Origin of the sequence: Microcystis sp. M061S2 (genome assembly GCF_020245605.1) — a bacterium.
In the GTDB taxonomy this organism is placed as follows: domain Bacteria; phylum Cyanobacteriota; class Cyanobacteriia; order Cyanobacteriales; family Microcystaceae; genus Microcystis.
On record NZ_JADBUP010000005.1, the window covers coordinates 49,618 to 67,115 of the forward strand.

Genomic DNA, 17,498 nt, shown 5'->3' on the forward strand with positions numbered 1-17,498 from the left:
TATGCCAGCAGCAGTAGAAGAAAAAAGCATGGTTCCCACGGTTTTAGTGGGTATAGGTGGCACTGGTAACGAAATTTTATCACGCTTGCGTCGTTTAATCGAGGAAAGTTATGGCAGTTTGAGCAATTTTCCGATTGTCAGTTTTTTGGTGGTTGACACGGATAAGGATTATAAAATCAGTAATCCTGAAGCTGCTGGCAGTGCTTTTAAAGATAACGAAAAACACTGGGCCCGGGTGAGTGGAAAACAGGTACAGGAGATGGTATCTGACATGGATAGATATCCCTGGATTAATAGTTGGTTTCCCCCGGAATTAGAGAGAAATATTACTTCCCTGGAAGCGGGAGCGGGACAAATTCGCGCCTGTGGCCGTTTTGCTTTATTTTGCAATTATCATGAGATCCAAAGAAAATTTCTGGACGCAGTGAGACGGGTAAAAGGACAAGAAAACTTTATGCTCGATCGCTATGGAATTAAAGTTAATAATACTGCTATTAATGTCTTTACTACGGGGTCTTTAAACGGTGGTACAGGTAGCGGAATGTTAATCGATCTAGGCTACTGTATTCGTAATTGGTTACGCGGGGAAAGTAGTCCTTTGAGTACGGCAATTGTTCCCACTCCTGAAGCATTTGCGGGGATTAGTGTCGGCGATCGAGTTTTGGCTAATGGTTACGCTGCCCTGATGGAATTAAATTACTTTTCTGACTACAGAACCGAATATCATCAACAGTTTAGCAGCGGTTTAGTCGATGAAGTTGTTAGTAAGCTACCCCCCTTTGATTTTACCTATTTAGTGGGGACAAAAAACGGCGAAGGTGATTTTAAACTCGGTCAAATTCGGGAAATGATCGCCCAAAATATCTTCCTAGATATGACCTCTGATTTTGCCCCCCATAAGCGTTCCATTAGAGATAATATTAAGGGTTCTTGGGCGCAAGCTGACCCTGGGGGTCGCGGTTATCCTAAGCAATTTATGAGTTTTGGGCTATCAACTATTGAAATTCCTATTGCCCAAATTCGGGCCTCTTTATCGGAACGTTTAGCCAAAGATTTAATTAATTGGTGGCTGAATGATGCCGTGATTTTACCCGCTCAAATGTTGGACTTAGTAAGAGGTGATATCCTCAAAAGAATGCGCTTGAGCGAAGGAGAATTAATTATGGATTTATGTGCAGACAAGGATCGCTCTTTAATTGCCATAATCTCCCAATGGATTAACGAAACTCGTCAGGAAATCAATCAAGATAATTGGCTATCTTGTACCAAACAGGGTGTTAATATTTTAGGTAATGAACAGGGAAAAATCCTGCAATTTATTAATGATTATTTAACGCCAAGAGTCGAGGAATTTAAACGCAATCATTTACTAGAATTGAGTCCCGATGAACGGCTGCACGGCGATTACCTGAAAAAGATTTATAGTAACCGGGATGAAATTATTCAACGGGGTAAAAAGTCCCTAGAAGTGGAGTTTTATAATATCCTTGAAGATCGGAACCGTGGGGTAAAATTTGCCGAGAGTTTTATTGTTTCAGTACGACAAATCTTCACCGACATAGCCGAAAAATTCCGTCGCGATCAAGAACAGGTTTGGAGTCAAAACGAAAGTAAACGTCAACGGGAATATGATACAGCCTTGGCAGAAATTAATGATCTGAAAGATAAACTTCATATCTCGAAAAAAGATAAAATGGAAGAATATTGTGAACAAGCTTTAACGGGATTGGAAGGCTATTTAATGGCCAATATTCAACGAAAAACCAGAGGTGCAGGAGTAGAGGTTATTAATCGTTTACTGGAACATCTTAATCAATTAGAAAGCCGTTTTAATCGCTTTCGTCAGAAATTAATTCAAAGTCGCGATCTATTTAATCTCCAAGCTAATCAACAGATCGATAGTGCCGATGCTTTGTTAATTAATGGGATTAAATTATTTGACAGACAAGAATTAAATAGTCTTTATCAAGACTTTATCGAACAATTTGCCTCGGGGATTGTCGGCAGCAAAAATGCCTACGATACAGGTATGGATAACCTTTGTTTACCCCTCTCAGAAGAGATTTTAAAGCAATCTAGCCCCCTCTGGAAAGAAACGCGCCGCGCTGATGAAAATATGCGTTTATTTGACATCACCGAGATTGCCGATATTCGTCAAGGAGATTTTCAACAAGTTATCCTAAATCAAGCTAATCAACTACTACAAAATGCTCCCGCTAGTAGTCGCATTCAGCAGGAATTAGCCGCTTGTGATCGCTTGTTAAAAATCTATAACAACGATACCGATATTATCAATAATCTTCGCATTGCCTACCAAAAATCGCGACCACTAATTATGCTTAATCCTGCGGTTTTGCGGGGAAAAGATGCGGGTTTTACGCCCCAATTAAATCAAAATGTTGCCCTGATTGGAGGAAGAAATACCAGTAACCCAGCAGCCCAAAAAATTATTCCGAAACTGCGGGAATTTATCCCCAACGAAGACGATATTAAACCCTTGGGAGAAGTGGAAAAACATCGTCTTGTCTTCGTGCAGGAAATTGGCGGTTTTTCCCTACGCTGTCTCGATGGAATGCGAGAACTGCGGCAATCCTATCAGGACTGGAAAGGAGAATTTATTCTCGCTAAACGCGCCCAACAAATGGGAGAAAATCGCGATTTACCCATCCCCGTGCATATCCAAAAGGAACCTCCTTTCTGGGATGTTTTTCCCGAAGATCCGAGTATTTATCAATTGGTGGTGACGGCCCGGGCTTTAAAAGTGCTTTTTCCAGAAGTCAATCGAGTCACTAATGAGAAAACAATTCGCTATGAAATTAAAACCGCAACGGGATTAAAAAAAGTCGATATCGCCACCAGTTGGGAAGATGCGGTACAGGTGTTAGAAGTAAAAGCTTGTCGCGAAGATAAGGAAAAAATTCAAAGTCAGGTGACAGCTAAGTTACAGGATTCAGCCACTCCCGAGAAAAAACAAGCTTTGTATCGGACTTTTATCGAATATTTACAACAACGTTCCGAGGAGTTGACAGGAGGAAAAGATAATACAGAATATAAACGGGAAGATGCAATTATTTTGCAGTTAATCCATAACTATAAGTTGGATAGCGGTGGAGAAATTCCTCTTTCTACGGTGACGGAAGTGGCTAACCCAGCTTTAATTATCTGCGGTATTTGTGGACACAAAAACCCGCCCTCGTCTAATTTTTGTTCTAAGTGTGGGGCAAAATTAGTTAAGTAGAAATATAGATTTTGGGTTTGATCCCCCCTGCCCCCCTTGATAAGGGGGGTGCCGATAGGCGGGGGGATCTACCTTGATAAGGGGGGTGCCGATAGGCGGGGGGATCTACCTTGATAAGGGGGGTGCCGATAGGCGGGGGGAGCCCCCTTGATAAGGGGGGAATCTGACAATTTTTAACACCTACCTAATTTAACAGATAATTTGGGGGTGTTAGCTGGACTAACATCCCCCAAAATGAAAATTTTCGGGAAAAATTGCCTAATAGCGAAAAAACTGGATTATAATAGGGTCTTTACTCAAGATTTTTGCTAATCGCTAACTGCCATAAAACCCAATCAAGACCCCTGTTTATCGAGAGAAAAACCAATGGTAGCCACTTTAAAAGGACGAGATGTTTTAAGAATAACCGACATGAGTAGCGAAGAAATCAGCGCCCTACTCAATCTATCGGCACAGCTTAAAGCTGGCACTCTTAACCCTAGCTGCAACAAAGTCTTAGGATTGCTATTTTATAAAGCTTCCACTCGGACCCGGGTTTCCTTTACCGTCGCCATGTACCAGTTAGGGGGACAGGTGATCGATCTTAATCCCAGTGTAACCCAAGTGGGGCGAGGGGAACCCTTAGCCGATACAGCCCGGGTACTCGATCGCTATCTCGATATTCTCGCAGTTCGCACCTTTAAACAAGAGGATTTAGAAGCTTTTGCCAATTACTCGCGCATCCCGATTATCAACGCTTTAACGGATTTAGAACATCCCTGTCAGATATTAGCCGATTTACAGACTATCCAAGAGACTTTTCAGACTTTACGGGGAATTAACCTCACCTATGTGGGGGATGGTAATAATGTCGCTAATTCTCTCCTCCTAGGTGGCGCTTTGATGGGGTTAAATGTGCGGGTTGCCTCCCCCGCAAACTATCAACCCGATGGGGAAATTGTCGCCAGCGCCCAGGCTATTGGCGAGAAAACCGGTAGTAAAATCCTAATTACCGACGATCCCGTTACGGCAGTAAAAGACTCTCAGGTGGTTTATACTGATGTCTGGGCGAGTATGGGACAGGAAAGCCTCGCTGATGCCCGAATTCCCGTTTTTCAGCCCTACCAAGTCAATGAACAGCTAATGAGTCACGCTGACAAAGACGCGATTATTCTCCATTGTTTACCTGCTCACCGGGGTGAAGAAATTACCGACGGGGCGATCGAGGGTGTACAATCAAAAGTCTGGGAACAAGCGGAAAATCGGATGCACGCCCAAAAAGCTTTAATGGTGAGTTTATTGGGATTAATCTAGCTCCAGATGCTCAGTTACCTAAAATAATTATTAAACTCGATCATCAATCATCCTAAGACCTGTCCGACACCAGAAGTTAACGCTAGGATTGATGGTAAGAGCAATAATCAGGGCAGCCTCCACACCTAAACTATATGTCAGACACCTCCGCAGTTAAAAAATATCTCGCCCATTGGTTTCAATTGGGAAAAAAAGTTATTTGTCCCAAAAACCAAGCTATGCTATTTCCGCTGCCAATTTTCAATGCTGATCGCTATTCGTCGGAGTTTGAAGATTGTTGGCAAAAAATGCTTGATCCTCAAAGTGGCGATTGTTACCTAGAAGGTACTCAACAAACTATCCAAGACTTACTTTCCCCTCAATGGGAATTTCATCCCTGCGCTCGTTGTACTATACCTGTACCAATTGAAGTGATGGGACAATCGGGTTTATCCTGTCCCTGCCATGATTTGAGTAATTGGCCCAATTTAGAATTACCCCTACCCCATTTACCCGTCAATAGTCGAGAAAATCTCGATCGCATCCGGCAAAGATTGCTAAAAAATTCTCCCTCACATTAACCGGACAAAAAGAGACGTTAGGGGTAACGTCTCGAAAAAAGGATTGGGATTTAACGATTTCTGCCAAAAAGATTGACTAAATCTCGCAATCTCTCGCTATATTCTCCGGTTAAAGCTTCCTGACGATAGCGCCATGACCAATTCCCTTCTGGGACACTGGGGGTATTCATACGCGCATCGGATCCTAAACTTAACACATCCTGTAACGGTACGATCGCCTGATTAGCCACGGAACTATAGGCCAGTCGAATCAGATCCCAAGCCACTCCCTGACCACTGGGAGCGCCAAGATATTGATAAAGTCGCGCTTTTTCGTAGTCGTTGGCGTTATCCTGAAACCAGCCCACAGTGGTATTATTATCGTGAGTGCCGGTATAAATCACACAGTTGCGTTCGACGTTGAAAGGAAGATAGGGATTACCCGCGTCACCGCCAAAAGCAAAGTGGAGAATCTTCATCCCGGGGAAGGCAAAGTGATCGCGAAAATCTAAGACTGCTTGGTCAATATCGCCCAAATCTTCGGCAATAATCGGCAATTTACCTAAACGAGCGCCAATAGTATTAAAGAGATCATAACCTGGGGCCTTCAGCCAATGACCATTAATAGCGTTTTCCTGGCCAAAAGCCACCGCCCAATAGGCTTCTAATCCGCGAAAATGATCGATACGGATGATATCGACTAGGGAAAGAACCGCTTTTAAACGGCGTACCCACCAGTCAAAGCCCGTATTTTTGAGATAATCCCAGTTATAAAGAGGATTTCCCCATAATTGCCCCGTTTCTGAGAAATAATCCGGGGGAACCCCCGCCACTTCCAAGGGATTACCGGTTTGGGGATCTAGTCGGAAAACCTGCGGATTTGCCCAAACATCGGCACTATTATGGGAGACATAAATGGGGATATCACCGATAATCTCGATACCGAGGGAGTTAGCATAGCGTTTTAGGGCTAACCACTGCTCAAAAAACTCAAATTGCAGGAATTTGTGCAGAAAAATCTCCTCTTGTAACTCCTGTTTCGGTGTTTCCAATGCTCCCCAATGACGTTCGCGAATTTCTGTCGGCCATTCCATCCATGCTTTACCCTGGTAAGCGTGGGATAGGGCCATAAATAGGGCGTAATCCTCTAACCAATCGGCATTGCCAGCACAAAAGCCAGCAAACTGTTTGTAAAGAATTGTGTCAGAACCCTTGACAAAATTGCTCGCCGCCTTTCTAAGTAGGGGAATTTTCCAAGCGATCAATTTATCAAAATCCACTTGATCGAGGGGAAAATCGGGAATATCCTCGAAATCTGCGTCACTAAGCAGGTTTTTCTCCCGAAGAATGTCGAGACTAATCAGGAGATGATTGCCGGCAATGGCACTAAAACTCATGTAGGGAGAGTTACCGTACCCTGTCGGGCCTAAAGGGAGAATTTGCCAGAGTTTTTGACCACTTTGAGCCAAAAAATCGATAAATTGATAGGCTTCCCTACCTAGTTCTCCAATCCCGTAACGACCGGGGTGACTGGTGGGATGAAGCAAAATACCGCTAGAACGGCTAAAAGCCATGAAAAAACCCCCTTATCAGTGATTAGGTTAGCAGTTATTAAGTGTTTAAAGCTGAATGCTCACTGCTATCTCCAAGCTAACCCGATGTCGATCGATAACGGCAATACTTAACAACTTTATTAGACCTATAGGACACAATCAGGCATTACAGCCGTACATTAACAGATCGTCTTTCCAGTTAAAAAGATTCCTTCGGATCACGTTCCACGTTACCCGGGTAGGTGAAACTGGCACTCGTTGCCGTCGGTTTGACGCGGCTCGATAGTTGGCTGATGGCCGCTCTTTCCTCTTGGGTGAGGGGGCGATCGATAGCTTGGAATTCGTAATATTGGTATTCGCTCATGGCGTGCAACCTATCTCAAGGTTTATGATCGATATGCTAATAATTGTACGGGGATAGTTAGGGTTTAAAGATAAATTCGACAGGACGGGCGCTCTCGGATGTATTAGGAATGGCAAGAATATGCACATCTCCCGATCTTTACCGATAAGGAAAAAGTTCGGGTGATTACTCGGTAATTTACTCTCATCGGTCTTTTCAAGAAATCTAATCTATTCCTTTGGATAGTGGCACGGTCAAAATCGATAAGATTATAATTTCTTTTGTTAAGCACTTTAGTTGTGCCATCGGCTATCGGCGATTCATTGTCGGCTAATCATTAAATTTTATGAAAACAGCCTCATTCGTTGAGATTATTGGGGATAGAGTAGGGATAGATAAGAGGGAAATAATTAGAGCCTTTTGGCATTGTTCAGCTTAGAGCGTAGAGTAGAAAGGAGGTGTCTTAAGATGACTAACGGAGACGATGATCAACACTTGCCTCTTGCGTGGGAAAAGGGGAAAGTTGTCGCACAATTTTTGGGAGTTATTGCTAACACAGCAATAGCTTTGGTTATTTTCTGGGTTGGCAGTGCTTATAATGCACAAATTGAAAATCAAAAGCTGACACAAGATTTAAGGATCAGATACATTAATTTAGCTCTGGAGATCATCAAAAGCTCTGGAAGTAGTGATGAAATTCGCACTTGGGCGGCTGACGTAATACAGAATAGTTCAAAGTATGTTACTGAAATTCAAATGGATGAAAAGACCAAGGAAAAACTTAAATTGTGGGGGTTAGAAGAAAAACAAGCTAAATCAAAAGACACAAATGTTGGCACACAACAAACCATAGCTGATGGTATTACTTTAGATCAAGCTTTACAGGAAGCCTTGACTAGGAATCCTCCTTACACAAGACAGGGTGATCCCTCCAAATATACTGACTTTAACCTTTTCATCTGCAATGAAAATAGTTCCGTAGCTACTCCATTAGCCAACTTAATTGCATATAAGCTTGCCCAACAAAATCATGGCGAAATGCAGGTAAAGGTTCTTAGTGATGAGGAAGAGAAAAATGAGTTTAAAACCTTATTACCCAGAGGAGCTATCACTGTAATTACCGATGAAGGTCATCCTGAAAATGGTGAATGGGGTCGTATTAGCGATCTCCTGCAAAAAGCCATAGGAAGCGTTACTGAACCAAGCAATCCTCTATATAAGCAACTGGTTAGCTCACCTGACGACAAAATAAAAATACTTACAACAATTCAGAAGCCTGACATCAAGCAGGAATTCAATGCTGGCAAATACTCTCCTTGGCGCATTAGCATATTCATCTGTCCTAAGCCCTCCGATCGATCGGGCGATACTAATAATTAACCCCTCCCGGTGTGCGTCTATACCCCGAACTTGTCCAACCTTCTCCCACGAGGACTCGCCCTCCCCAACCTGAAAGTATATTACTCTTTTCTTCTTTTCTGGGAGAGGGATTGGGGTTGAGGGCAATTAACCATCTCTGCCATTACTTTTGAAAAATGGCATTAGAGAGCGTTAGGCAGGGACAGTGACCGCCGAAATCAGCAAAGACCGTTCAATTTCCCCAAAACAGCCTGATGCTTCTGCCGCGCTGACCTTTCCTCGGTAATATAACGGTTCTCACACCTGTGTGGCACAGTTAAACCTTTGCTGATTAAACTTTTTAACATTGATAATGTACCTCCTGCGAACAGGAAATACTATAAATAAGCGGTAAAAATGAAATAAAATTAAGAGGAAAATTAATTATGCAACTAGAAGATTATTTCTTATTTATCTCCGAAGATGATATTAGAATCAAGGGTCATCGCCTCGGAATTGACAACGTACTCTTTTATTTCTTGGAAGGCTATACCCCAGAAGAAATAAATGCTATCTATCCCGATCTAAGTTTAGAGAAAATCTACGCAAATATTACTTATTATTTACAGAATCGGCAAAAAATTGATGCCTATTTATTGCGCCTCCAGAATTGGCGAGAAACTCACTATCACGAAGCACTGAAAAATCCTTCGCCTCAACGAGAAAAGATGAGAAAAATTAAACAGCAAAGGCAAAATTCTATCAAGGTATGAAAATCAAGTTTTTACTGGATGAAAACTTATCCCCCCGATTGAAAGTCGCTGTCTTAAGGTTAAATCCAGAGATAGATATTTTACGCATTGGAGAGCCGAATACACCACCTTTAGAAACTCTTGACCCTGATGTTTTACAGTATTTAGGATTATCTCAACGACTCTTGGTGACAGATAATCGTACCAGTATGCCTGAACATTTAGAAGAATATTAGCAAAAAAATCAACAAATCTGGGGACTGTTTTGGATACGTCTCACAACAACAATGGGAAAACTAGCCGAAGAATTAATTATGATTTGGGAAACTACCGAAGCAGAAGAATGGATCGATATTGTCGATTGGATTCCTTTTTAATTAATGATATAATAAGATTATTACCGTCCTTTTTATGCTTATTATTAATTTGATGACTCACCAAATTTATGACCAATTTGCTAAGGAATATTTAGAGGAATTACTAACACCTCTAGGGACGATTAGAAAAAGTAAGAAAATAAAAAGTTAGGTTCAAGAAATCGATGTCTGGTTTGAACCATTTAGCTCACCTACTCCCACTGAGTTACCTTTAGGGTTACTCGGAAAAATGGCGGCTACTTCCTGTTTATTTGAACCTTTTCGCAATCCCCCGACCGAGGTAGAGATTCGCAGTTGTTTGTCAAAGTTATACACGGTTCATGGGGATGTCTTGAGAAAAGCGAAACGGTCAAACAAAACTCTAACAGAAGCTGAACTACCAGTTCTCTGGATTCTAACGCCCACCTTTTCAGCTAGAATGATTGAAGATTTCGGGACTCACAGCGATGAGAGTAATTGGTTAACAGGGGTTTACTTTTTAGCGAAGTCTCTCAAAGCGGGTATCATTGTCATTCATCAATTACCAGTAATTGATGACACCTTATGGTTGAGGGTATTAGGTAAAGGAGGAACTCAAAAACGAGCAGTAGAAGAGTTAGTTGAACTACCAGAATGCAACCCTTTTCGAGAGAATTTACTGGAAATTCTGGCCAACTGGCGCAAGAATTTAGAGTTGAGAGATAATTTAAGTACAGAAGAACAGGAGGACATCATGAACTTATCACCAGCTTATTTACAACAAAGGGAAGAGTGGAAGCAAGAAGGGATACAACAAGGTAGTTTAGAAGAACGGTATTCCCTGATAGCCAGTCTTCTGGAAGGACGCTTTGGCAGTCTAGATTCGGAATTATTCAGTCTAGTAGAAAAGATTGCCCAACTTCCCATCTCGGAACGCACCGCTTTACTTCTTTCTTTAGCGAATTTATCCCGCGAGGAATTGTTGGAAAGATTGTAAATTTCGTTTCTCGCTCTTCTTACAGTCGTTCAACGATAACTGTTTTCCTTTTGTTTTTGCCGATAAGCTTCAAATTCGGGGTTACTGGCAAGAATTTGACGGACACGCTCGCGACTTATGCCGTATTTATCCCCTATTTGCTGATAGCTCAATCCTTGTCTATGGAGTTCTAAAAAATCGTAGCTTTTTTGCAGTTTTTCCTTTCTCTGTGCATCTCGTCTTGGGGTTGGACTCTTATCGCTAAGGTGTCCTACTATTTCCCTTCCCAACTCAGTCAAAGAATATTGAGAATCGTGGAAACTAACCAATCCTTGTTTTTCCAATTCTTTAAGTATTTTATGTACTCTGGTTAAATTATGAGCAGTTGTTGCCAATTGCCGAGATGGTTCCGAAAGTATCCGAATTGCCGAATCGATCTCAATCGGATAATCTAACATCCCTTTCAGAATCTGTTTCTGTTTTGCTTGGAGATTAGCGATCATCTCTTCTAAATGTTGAAAGTCTTCATTTTCATCCATCGGAATTATCATTTCAATAGACCTTTCCCTAGTCTGATAAAATCACAATCAGGGGATATTGTCAACAACTAACCGTAGCTTACCCAGTCGTTTATGCCTTGCTGATGCACTTTTTAAAAAATGGTGATAAACTCAACTGTACTGGGTACACTCTCCCTATCGGATGAATTTCAGAAAAAATCGAGAGAAAAAAACGATGAACGAACGAGAAACATCCAACAAAATTGAGGCGGGCGGGGGTTTTCCCGTATTGCAATATTGGGCAGAAAAAACTCTCTCTCCTCAAGGGGTTAAACTCTGGCAAACCTTGAATCATAAAAGTGCCTGTTTAGCTTGCGCTTGGGGAACGGGAGGACAAAAGGGCGGTTTTGTCAACGAAGCGGGGGAAAGTCTGCAACGTTGTCTCAAAAGTGTCGAGGCAGTTACTTCCGAATTAATGCCAGGTATTAAAACTGATTTTTTTCAGACCTATCATCTCGCTCAATTACAGTCCTTAACTTCCCTAGAATGCGATCGCTTGGGTCGTTTCAGTTATCCCGTCCTCTTAAAAGCCGGAGAAAGTCACTATCAACGTATTAGTTGGGAAGAAGTGTATCGATTAGCCGAACAAGCTTTTCGTCAACCGTCCGAGACTATTGCCTCCTATAGTTCTGGACGTTCTTCTAATGAAGCCGCCTATCTCTTACAATTGTTTTTCCGGGCATTAGGAAGTAATAATTTAGCCGATTGTTCCGATCTCTGTCATGCCGCCTCGACCGTAGGCTTAAAACAGGTTTTCGGAACCGGAACTTCGATGGTCAGTCTGGAAAGTTTAAAACAAGCCGATTGTGTGGTGTTAATCGGTTCTAACGCTCCAGCTAATCATCCTCGCCTGATGAATGAATTAATTCAAATTCGTGATCGCGGCGGTAAAATTATTATTATTAACCCGCAAATTGAAGTCGGATTGGTCAAATTCTCCTCACCCGCTTTTCCGATTAAATCCCTATTGCGGGGCGGTTCCGATATTTCAACTCTCTACCTACAGCCGATACCGGGTAGCGATACTGCCCTATTCGTCGGATTACAAAAATCTTTAATTGAACAAAATTTAGTGCGGTGGGATTATCTCAAATCCCGTACAGAAAATTGGCAATCTGTTATAGATTATGCCCAACAAACACCCTGGGAAACCATTACTAAAACCTGCGGTTTGTCCCGAGAAGAAATTGAAGCAACCGCCGCCCTTTTCGGCAATTTAGAGCGTGTGGTTTTCGCTTGGGCTATGGGGGTTACACAACAGGAAAATGGGGTAGATAATATTATCAGTATTGCCAATACCGCTTTAATGACGGGAAATGCTGGCAAAATCGGAGCCGGAACCATGCCAATCAGAGGTCATTCTAATGTACAGGGCTTCGGTTCTATGGGCGTTACAGTGAGATTACGTCAGGAAATCGCCGAGGCACTTGCTCAACTTTTAGGAAAGCCATTAAATATAACCGGCGGTTATGATACCAGGGCATTAATTGAAGCTGCCGAACGGGGAAAAATTAACACTCTTTTCTGTTTAGGAGGTAATCTTTATGGAGCAAATCCAGATTTAACTCAAGCCAAAAAAGCCTTAGCTCAAATTGATACAATTTTTTATGTAGCTACTAAGCCAAATTTAGGACATTTTCAGGGATTAGCCCGACAAAATACGATAATTTTACCCGTATTCGCTCGTTTTGAAAATCCTCACCCGACAACCACCGAATCGGGCAATAATTTTGTCCGTTTTAACGAGCGGGGAAGCAGTCATCTACAGGGTTCCCATGTGGATATCATCTCGGAAGTAGAACTGTTAACAAATATTGCCGTCAAGGTTTTAGGCACAAACCCGATTGATTGGTCGAGATTACACGATACCGCCTATATTCGTCAGTTAATCGCCAAAACGATTCCGGGTTATGAAAAGATCGGGCAATTAGATCAAACCCAAACAGAATTTACCATTAGCGGACGGATTTTTACCGAACCCCATTTTCCAACATCGACCGGAAAAGCGCAAATGTCTGTCACGCTTTTACCCACTTTAAAAGCACCGCAAAAGCAAGATTTCAATCAACCAGAAAATGCACCCGGAATTGCTCTGATTCTCGGAACAGGACGCAGTTATGGACAACATAATACCGTCGTTTATCAAGTGGGCGATAAATATCGAGGAATGCCTCACCGTCATTGTTTATTGATCAACGCCGAAGATGCCAAAAAAGCGGACTTTCAAGAACATCAACGAGTCACCGTTCAAGGAGATGCCGGCAAATTAGAAAATATCGAACTTATTTTCGGTCCGATTCGCGAAGGTGTTGGCTTTATGTTCTATCCCGAAACCAATGTTTTATTCAAAGCTAAAATCGATCCTCGCTGTGGGACTCCTGCTTATAAACGAGTTCCCGTCTGGGTTTTTTAGTTATCAACTCCTCTAATTTTCTTTTTTGGAAATAATGAAATAGAGTTAACCAATCCAACCAACGAATCGAGCAGAATGAAAAAGCTATGCTCGATTCGATCGCATTTCTGTTATCCTATTCTTACCGTCATTAAAATAAGTAAACATGGGCGAGTTTTTGCTAACCGTATTCCTGAACTTCCCCCATACATATCTACTACAATAGCCGAAAACCCTTATCCATCAGACGACAGATAATCTGTTACTGCACAACAGCCTAAGCGGGTGAGGGGAATCGAACCCCTATCATTAGCTTGGAAGGCTAGGGTTTTACCACTAAACTACACCCGCATTTTCTTAGCACTTTCGTTAGCATAACACGAATTGCCGATTTTTACAAGTAGGGATTTTCAGCTTGTGAATCGCCTCTAGATGGTCATAGATCGCCTAAAAATCCTGATCGCTCGGTTATTTCCCCGATTTGGCTAAAAGTTTCTTCCACGCGATCGAGGTCTAGTTGGGAGAAATTATCGATCGCCCAGTTGGACACTCTCTGCATAAAATGGAAGGGGTAGGTATGAGCGATTCCCACCACCTGCATTCCCGCTCTTTTTGCCGCTTCGCAACCGGCAAAAGTATCTTCAATCACCAGACATTCCCAGGGTTGCAACTGTAGATTAAAATTCCAACGATTGAATCTTTCTACGGCCAGTAAATAACCATCCGGTTGAGGTTTACTGGTGCTAATCTCATCCCCGGTGACAATGACACTAAAATAATCCCCAAGGCCCGTCTGTTGCAAGATCGATTCCACTTCCGAGCGTATTGCTCCCGTCACCAAACCGATTTGTAGATCCCTGGCCTTAACCCGTTTTAAAAAAGAGTATATCTCTTCATAAATAGGAAGTTTCTCTAATTTTCCTAATCTTTCTCGGTATAAACTGGTTTTTTTGTTAATTAACTTAGTCAGATACTCCTCGGTCACTTGACGACCGCGACGGGTGAGAACATTACGCAAACAGACGCGATCGCTTCTTCCCAGACATAACTCCGCAAATTCCGACCCTAGGGGCAGCAAATTTTCCCCGAGCAAGATTTCATTGATTAACTCTTGATGGATCGGTTCATCATTGATGATCACCCCATTAAAATCGAACAGAACAGCCTTTAACATCAATCTTAGACAGAAAAGCTAATAAATACTCAGTGTTCTTGATTATACTAAAGTTTTTCGTCGGGGCCTGGCGGGTCTTGTCCCTGACCCCATCTCAACAAACAATTTTAACCGGAAAATTGCCAAGGCCTTGACAAATTTCCAGATTTGCTCTATTATTTTGTTATAGTGGGAATCCGTGCTGCCCTGTAACCCCCCTATTTGGGGCTGAGATATTAGCCAAAAATATAACAAAAGAATTTAGGCCATTTTTGCCGATACCCAACGACGGAATAATTCCACAGCAATCCGATAACGGCAGTCTTGGCATTCGATGACATGATGATTTTCAAGGGTTTTTAGGGCCCAGTCGAGAGTTGTGGCAGTTAATCCGGTGCTGGACAGTAAATCTCCCCGGGTTAATCCTTGCAGATGGGGAGAAAGAACTATTAAAATCTCCTGTTGTCCGGCCGCATCTTGTTTAGCCTGTTTCCAGACACCCGTAAAATAATAATTCCCCCTTTGGAAAAACTCGTCATCGATAGCTTTTTCCACATCTTCCACCTGAAAACGAATATCTTGGGGACGTTGCAACTCAAAGACCTGTTTATTATAAAAACGTACCAGATGAAAGCCGATCAGTTGTACTAAATAGGGTTGACCGTGGGTAAGTTGATAAATTTTGTCCAAAGCGGATGGGGTATAGTCTAGGGGAAAATCCTCGTCTTCCCCAACGGGATTAGCGAGGATAACGCGAGTAGATTCAGGAGAGAGGAAACTAACTGGAATCGGGTAAACACTGCCAAAAAAAGGATGAAAATAATCGGCAGTCATCTCCTCTAGGGTATGTAATCCGGCAAAAACAAAAGCTAGACGCGGACTACTCTGGACAAGGGAACGCAGATAGCCGAGGAAATTCCGGGGGAGGGTATTCGCTTCGATTAAATCCTCAATTATCTCGAACTCATCGAGGGCAATAATTAAACCGGTTTTAGCTTTTTTCGGCAGAATCTGGCGCATCAGACGGTCTAAATAACGATTAAAATACATTTCTGGATGTTGGGAGATTTTTTCCTCTTCTGGGGCATCAATTGCCAAAGTTTGGGCGATTTCCTCAGCCATAGTCAGGAGAACTTCGGCTAGGCTGGTTACTGTGGCCAAGCGCTGTAAATTAATGTAGATAACCGAGACATTTGGTGGAAGATAGGCCTCCAGATTGCGTAGAATCGAAGTTTTACCCATGCGACGATGACCATAGAGAACCACGGAGGATAGGTTATCTCCGGACCACATTGACTCAAGTTCCCGCAGGATATCCTCACGACCAACAAAGCGTTTACCGATCACCGGATCACCGATAATGTAGGGATTAGGAATCGGTTGGGTAATAGTTACCGTTCCCACCGTTCCCGCGATGGATGCGCTAATTTCTGCCCATTTTTCGGCGATAGAAAGGATTAATTCTTTTTCTGCTTGGGGTAAAGTAGCCGCCTGTTGGTCGTTTATATCCCTTAATTCCCCGATAATCCGATTAAGAGCGAGGGATCTGACCTGTTGGGAGTAACTTCCCTGGACTAAAGCTATTTCTGCGATAACTAGATTTAAACTGCTGATAGCTTGCCAAGTTTGCGGACGTAATGACGGTTCTGGGGCAATGGGGGCAACCTCCAGGGAAGCGATACTATCGGGAGTTGCTGCCTGACTAAATCGGTGTAAAGTTTGGGCGAGGCTATACATTTCTTCCCCGTAGGCGAGGGAACGTACCACAGCAAAGGCTTTTTCGGCTTTTTCGGTGTCCTGTTGGTGAAGATACCAAAAACCAGCGGCGGCGGCACGAGCAGGAGTATCGAGACGGATTTTGCTGAGAGGAAAAGAAAACGGTTTCGCGGACGCATATTTTAACAATTGCCAATCGGAGGGATTTTCTGCCAGACGGGACACCCGATAGATAATTTCTGCCTCTGGGAATTGCGATAAAACGCGGTTAACGGCGACAAGGACAGGAATAAACTGGCGGCTGTACTGAAGGTATTGATTGAGGTTATTAATAGCCGTTTCCCAGTCTTGCTGTAACCATTGTTGTAGAGTCGAGGTTAACCCCGGCAGCGGTAGAAGGGTAATACGGGGAAAAAGTCGCCCTTGGGGACCAGCCAAAAGCCCGATTAGCCAATTATCAAGACGGAAAAAGGCGAATATAAACCCCACGCTCGACACCACGCCGGACAACACCACGCCCGACACCACGCTGGACAACACCACGCCCGACACCACGCCGGACAACACGCCCGACACCACGCTGGACAACACCACGCCGGACAACACGCCCGACACCACGCTGGACAACACCACGCCCGACACCACGCGGGACAACACCACGCCCGACACCACGCCGGACACCACGCCCAACAACACGACGAACACCACGCCGGACCCCACGCCCGACACCACGCCGGACAACACCACGACCAACACCACGCCGGACCCCACGCCCGACACCACGCCCAACCCCACGCCCAACCCCACGCCCAACCCCACGCCCCACACCACGCCCCACCCCACGCCCCACCCCACGCCCAACCCCACGCCCCACCCCACGCCCCACCCCACGCTCAACACCACGCCCGACACCACGCCGAACCACACGCCCAACAACACGACCAACACCGCGTCCCCCCAATCAACAGAAAGTCCTAAATTTGCCGCTATGCTACAGATAATCAGAGGGGTAATTACAGTTAAGAGAAGACCCTGAATCCCTAGACGCAATTGTACGGGATGGTCGCGGAGAAATTGCCTTGTATCGCGCCATGTTTTCTGTTCGGTTAATTTATCGCCGCCGCCTCTCGTTTCCACATACCAGCGCACTGCTTGGGGAAAATAAAACACCCAGTACAACAGCAAAAGATAATCAAAGGGATTCCATAAAGATAAATCGCGTTTGAGTTTAGGAGCGAGATTAATTCTGGGGACGGTGCTTTCCTTCATAATTTTTATCTCTAGCTATTTACCCGGTGATGGTTTATTAA

12 protein-coding genes, 1 tRNA gene and 1 pseudogene are annotated in these 17,498 nt (G+C 43.5%); 8 read left to right on the top strand and 6 right to left on the bottom strand.

Annotated elements, in window-relative coordinates; all coding sequences use genetic code 11:
* Position 1 precedes the first annotated feature (1 nt).
* From IM475_RS00710 to IM475_RS00720, 3 genes are all read left to right on the top strand, one after another.
* On the top strand, positions 2–3,238 hold the full coding sequence (locus IM475_RS00710) for a tubulin-like doman-containing protein (protein WP_287726324.1): 3,237 nt from the start codon (positions 2–4) through the stop codon (positions 3,236–3,238).
* 366 nt (positions 3,239–3,604) lie between these two features.
* The gene (argF, locus tag IM475_RS00715; protein WP_002803956.1) at positions 3,605–4,531 is read left to right on the top strand and encodes an ornithine carbamoyltransferase; all 927 of its coding nucleotides are present in this window, start codon (positions 3,605–3,607) and stop codon (positions 4,529–4,531) included.
* 134 nt (positions 4,532–4,665) lie between these two features.
* Positions 4,666–5,091, top strand: a complete 426-nt coding sequence (locus tag IM475_RS00720; RefSeq protein ID WP_287726325.1) for a hypothetical protein — start codon at positions 4,666–4,668, stop codon at positions 5,089–5,091.
* A gap of 50 nt (positions 5,092–5,141) precedes the next feature.
* Here the strand turns inward: IM475_RS00720 and malQ are convergent, their stop codons facing one another.
* Complete coding sequence (gene malQ / locus IM475_RS00725) at positions 5,142–6,644, bottom strand: 4-alpha-glucanotransferase (RefSeq protein ID WP_287726327.1); 1,503 nt, start codon at positions 6,642–6,644, stop codon at positions 5,142–5,144.
* Positions 6,645–6,822: 178 nt separating this feature from the next.
* The gene (locus IM475_RS00730; RefSeq protein WP_170915522.1) at positions 6,823–6,987 is read right to left on the bottom strand and encodes a hypothetical protein; all 165 of its coding nucleotides are present in this window, start codon (positions 6,985–6,987) and stop codon (positions 6,823–6,825) included.
* A gap of 447 nt (positions 6,988–7,434) precedes the next feature.
* Here IM475_RS00730 and IM475_RS00735 point away from each other — a divergent pair, with 447 nt between their 5' ends.
* The 4 genes and pseudogenes from IM475_RS00735 to IM475_RS00750 all read left to right on the top strand — a co-directional run bounded on the left by IM475_RS00735 (position 7,435) and on the right by IM475_RS00750 (position 10,388).
* Positions 7,435–8,346, top strand: a complete 912-nt coding sequence (locus IM475_RS00735) for a hypothetical protein (RefSeq protein ID WP_287168784.1) — start codon at positions 7,435–7,437, stop codon at positions 8,344–8,346.
* A 404-nt stretch (positions 8,347–8,750) separates the two neighbouring features.
* On the top strand, positions 8,751–9,077 hold the full coding sequence (locus IM475_RS00740; RefSeq protein ID WP_287726329.1) for a DUF433 domain-containing protein: 327 nt from the start codon (positions 8,751–8,753) through the stop codon (positions 9,075–9,077).
* Positions 9,074–9,292, top strand: a complete 219-nt coding sequence (locus IM475_RS00745; RefSeq protein WP_287726331.1) for a DUF5615 family PIN-like protein — start codon at positions 9,074–9,076, stop codon at positions 9,290–9,292. The genes IM475_RS00740 and IM475_RS00745 overlap by 4 nt, the downstream gene beginning before the upstream one ends.
* Before the next feature lie 193 nt (positions 9,293–9,485).
* Positions 9,486–10,388: pseudogene (locus IM475_RS00750) on the top strand (RpnC/YadD family protein).
* 29 nt (positions 10,389–10,417) lie between these two features.
* Here IM475_RS00750 and IM475_RS00755 read toward each other — a convergent pair.
* A complete protein-coding gene (locus IM475_RS00755; RefSeq protein WP_287726333.1) occupies positions 10,418–10,906 on the bottom strand; it encodes a sigma factor-like helix-turn-helix DNA-binding protein in 489 nt (162 codons plus the stop codon).
* Positions 10,907–11,102: 196 nt separating this feature from the next.
* Here IM475_RS00755 and IM475_RS00760 point away from each other — a divergent pair, with 196 nt between their 5' ends.
* Positions 11,103–13,340, top strand: coding sequence for an FdhF/YdeP family oxidoreductase (locus IM475_RS00760; protein WP_287726334.1), 2,238 nt, complete (start codon positions 11,103–11,105; stop codon positions 13,338–13,340).
* A 259-nt stretch (positions 13,341–13,599) separates the two neighbouring features.
* Here IM475_RS00760 and IM475_RS00765 read toward each other — a convergent pair.
* The 3 genes from IM475_RS00765 to IM475_RS00775 form a co-directional block, all read right to left on the bottom strand.
* Positions 13,600–13,670 (bottom strand) — tRNA-Gly (locus IM475_RS00765).
* Between the two features lie 85 nt (positions 13,671–13,755).
* Entirely contained in the window at positions 13,756–14,493 is a 738-nt protein-coding gene (locus IM475_RS00770) for an HAD family hydrolase (RefSeq protein WP_287726335.1), read from the bottom strand.
* A gap of 240 nt (positions 14,494–14,733) precedes the next feature.
* Positions 14,734–17,457 (bottom strand): AAA family ATPase, encoded by a 2,724-nt coding sequence (locus IM475_RS00775; RefSeq protein WP_287726337.1) that lies wholly within the window; start codon positions 17,455–17,457, stop codon positions 14,734–14,736.
* Between the last annotated feature and the right edge of the window lie 41 nt (positions 17,458–17,498).

Coding starts and splice junctions, on each gene's coding strand:
- IM475_RS00710 (WP_287726324.1), top strand. CDS start 2: ATGCCAGCAGCAGTAGAAGAAAAAAGCATGGTTCCCACGGTTTTAGTG.
- argF (WP_002803956.1), top strand. CDS start 3,605: ATGGTAGCCACTTTAAAAGGACGAGATGTTTTAAGAATAACCGACATG.
- IM475_RS00720 (WP_287726325.1), top strand. CDS start 4,666: ATGTCAGACACCTCCGCAGTTAAAAAATATCTCGCCCATTGGTTTCAA.
- malQ (WP_287726327.1), bottom strand. CDS start 6,644: ATGGCTTTTAGCCGTTCTAGCGGTATTTTGCTTCATCCCACCAGTCAC.
- IM475_RS00730 (WP_170915522.1), bottom strand. CDS start 6,987: ATGAGCGAATACCAATATTACGAATTCCAAGCTATCGATCGCCCCCTC.
- IM475_RS00735 (WP_287168784.1), top strand. CDS start 7,435: ATGACTAACGGAGACGATGATCAACACTTGCCTCTTGCGTGGGAAAAG.
- IM475_RS00740 (WP_287726329.1), top strand. CDS start 8,751: ATGCAACTAGAAGATTATTTCTTATTTATCTCCGAAGATGATATTAGA.
- IM475_RS00745 (WP_287726331.1), top strand. CDS start 9,074: ATGAAAATCAAGTTTTTACTGGATGAAAACTTATCCCCCCGATTGAAA.
- IM475_RS00755 (WP_287726333.1), bottom strand. CDS start 10,906: ATGGATGAAAATGAAGACTTTCAACATTTAGAAGAGATGATCGCTAAT.
- IM475_RS00760 (WP_287726334.1), top strand. CDS start 11,103: ATGAACGAACGAGAAACATCCAACAAAATTGAGGCGGGCGGGGGTTTT.
- IM475_RS00770 (WP_287726335.1), bottom strand. CDS start 14,493: ATGTTAAAGGCTGTTCTGTTCGATTTTAATGGGGTGATCATCAATGAT.
- IM475_RS00775 (WP_287726337.1), bottom strand. CDS start 17,457: ATGAAGGAAAGCACCGTCCCCAGAATTAATCTCGCTCCTAAACTCAAA.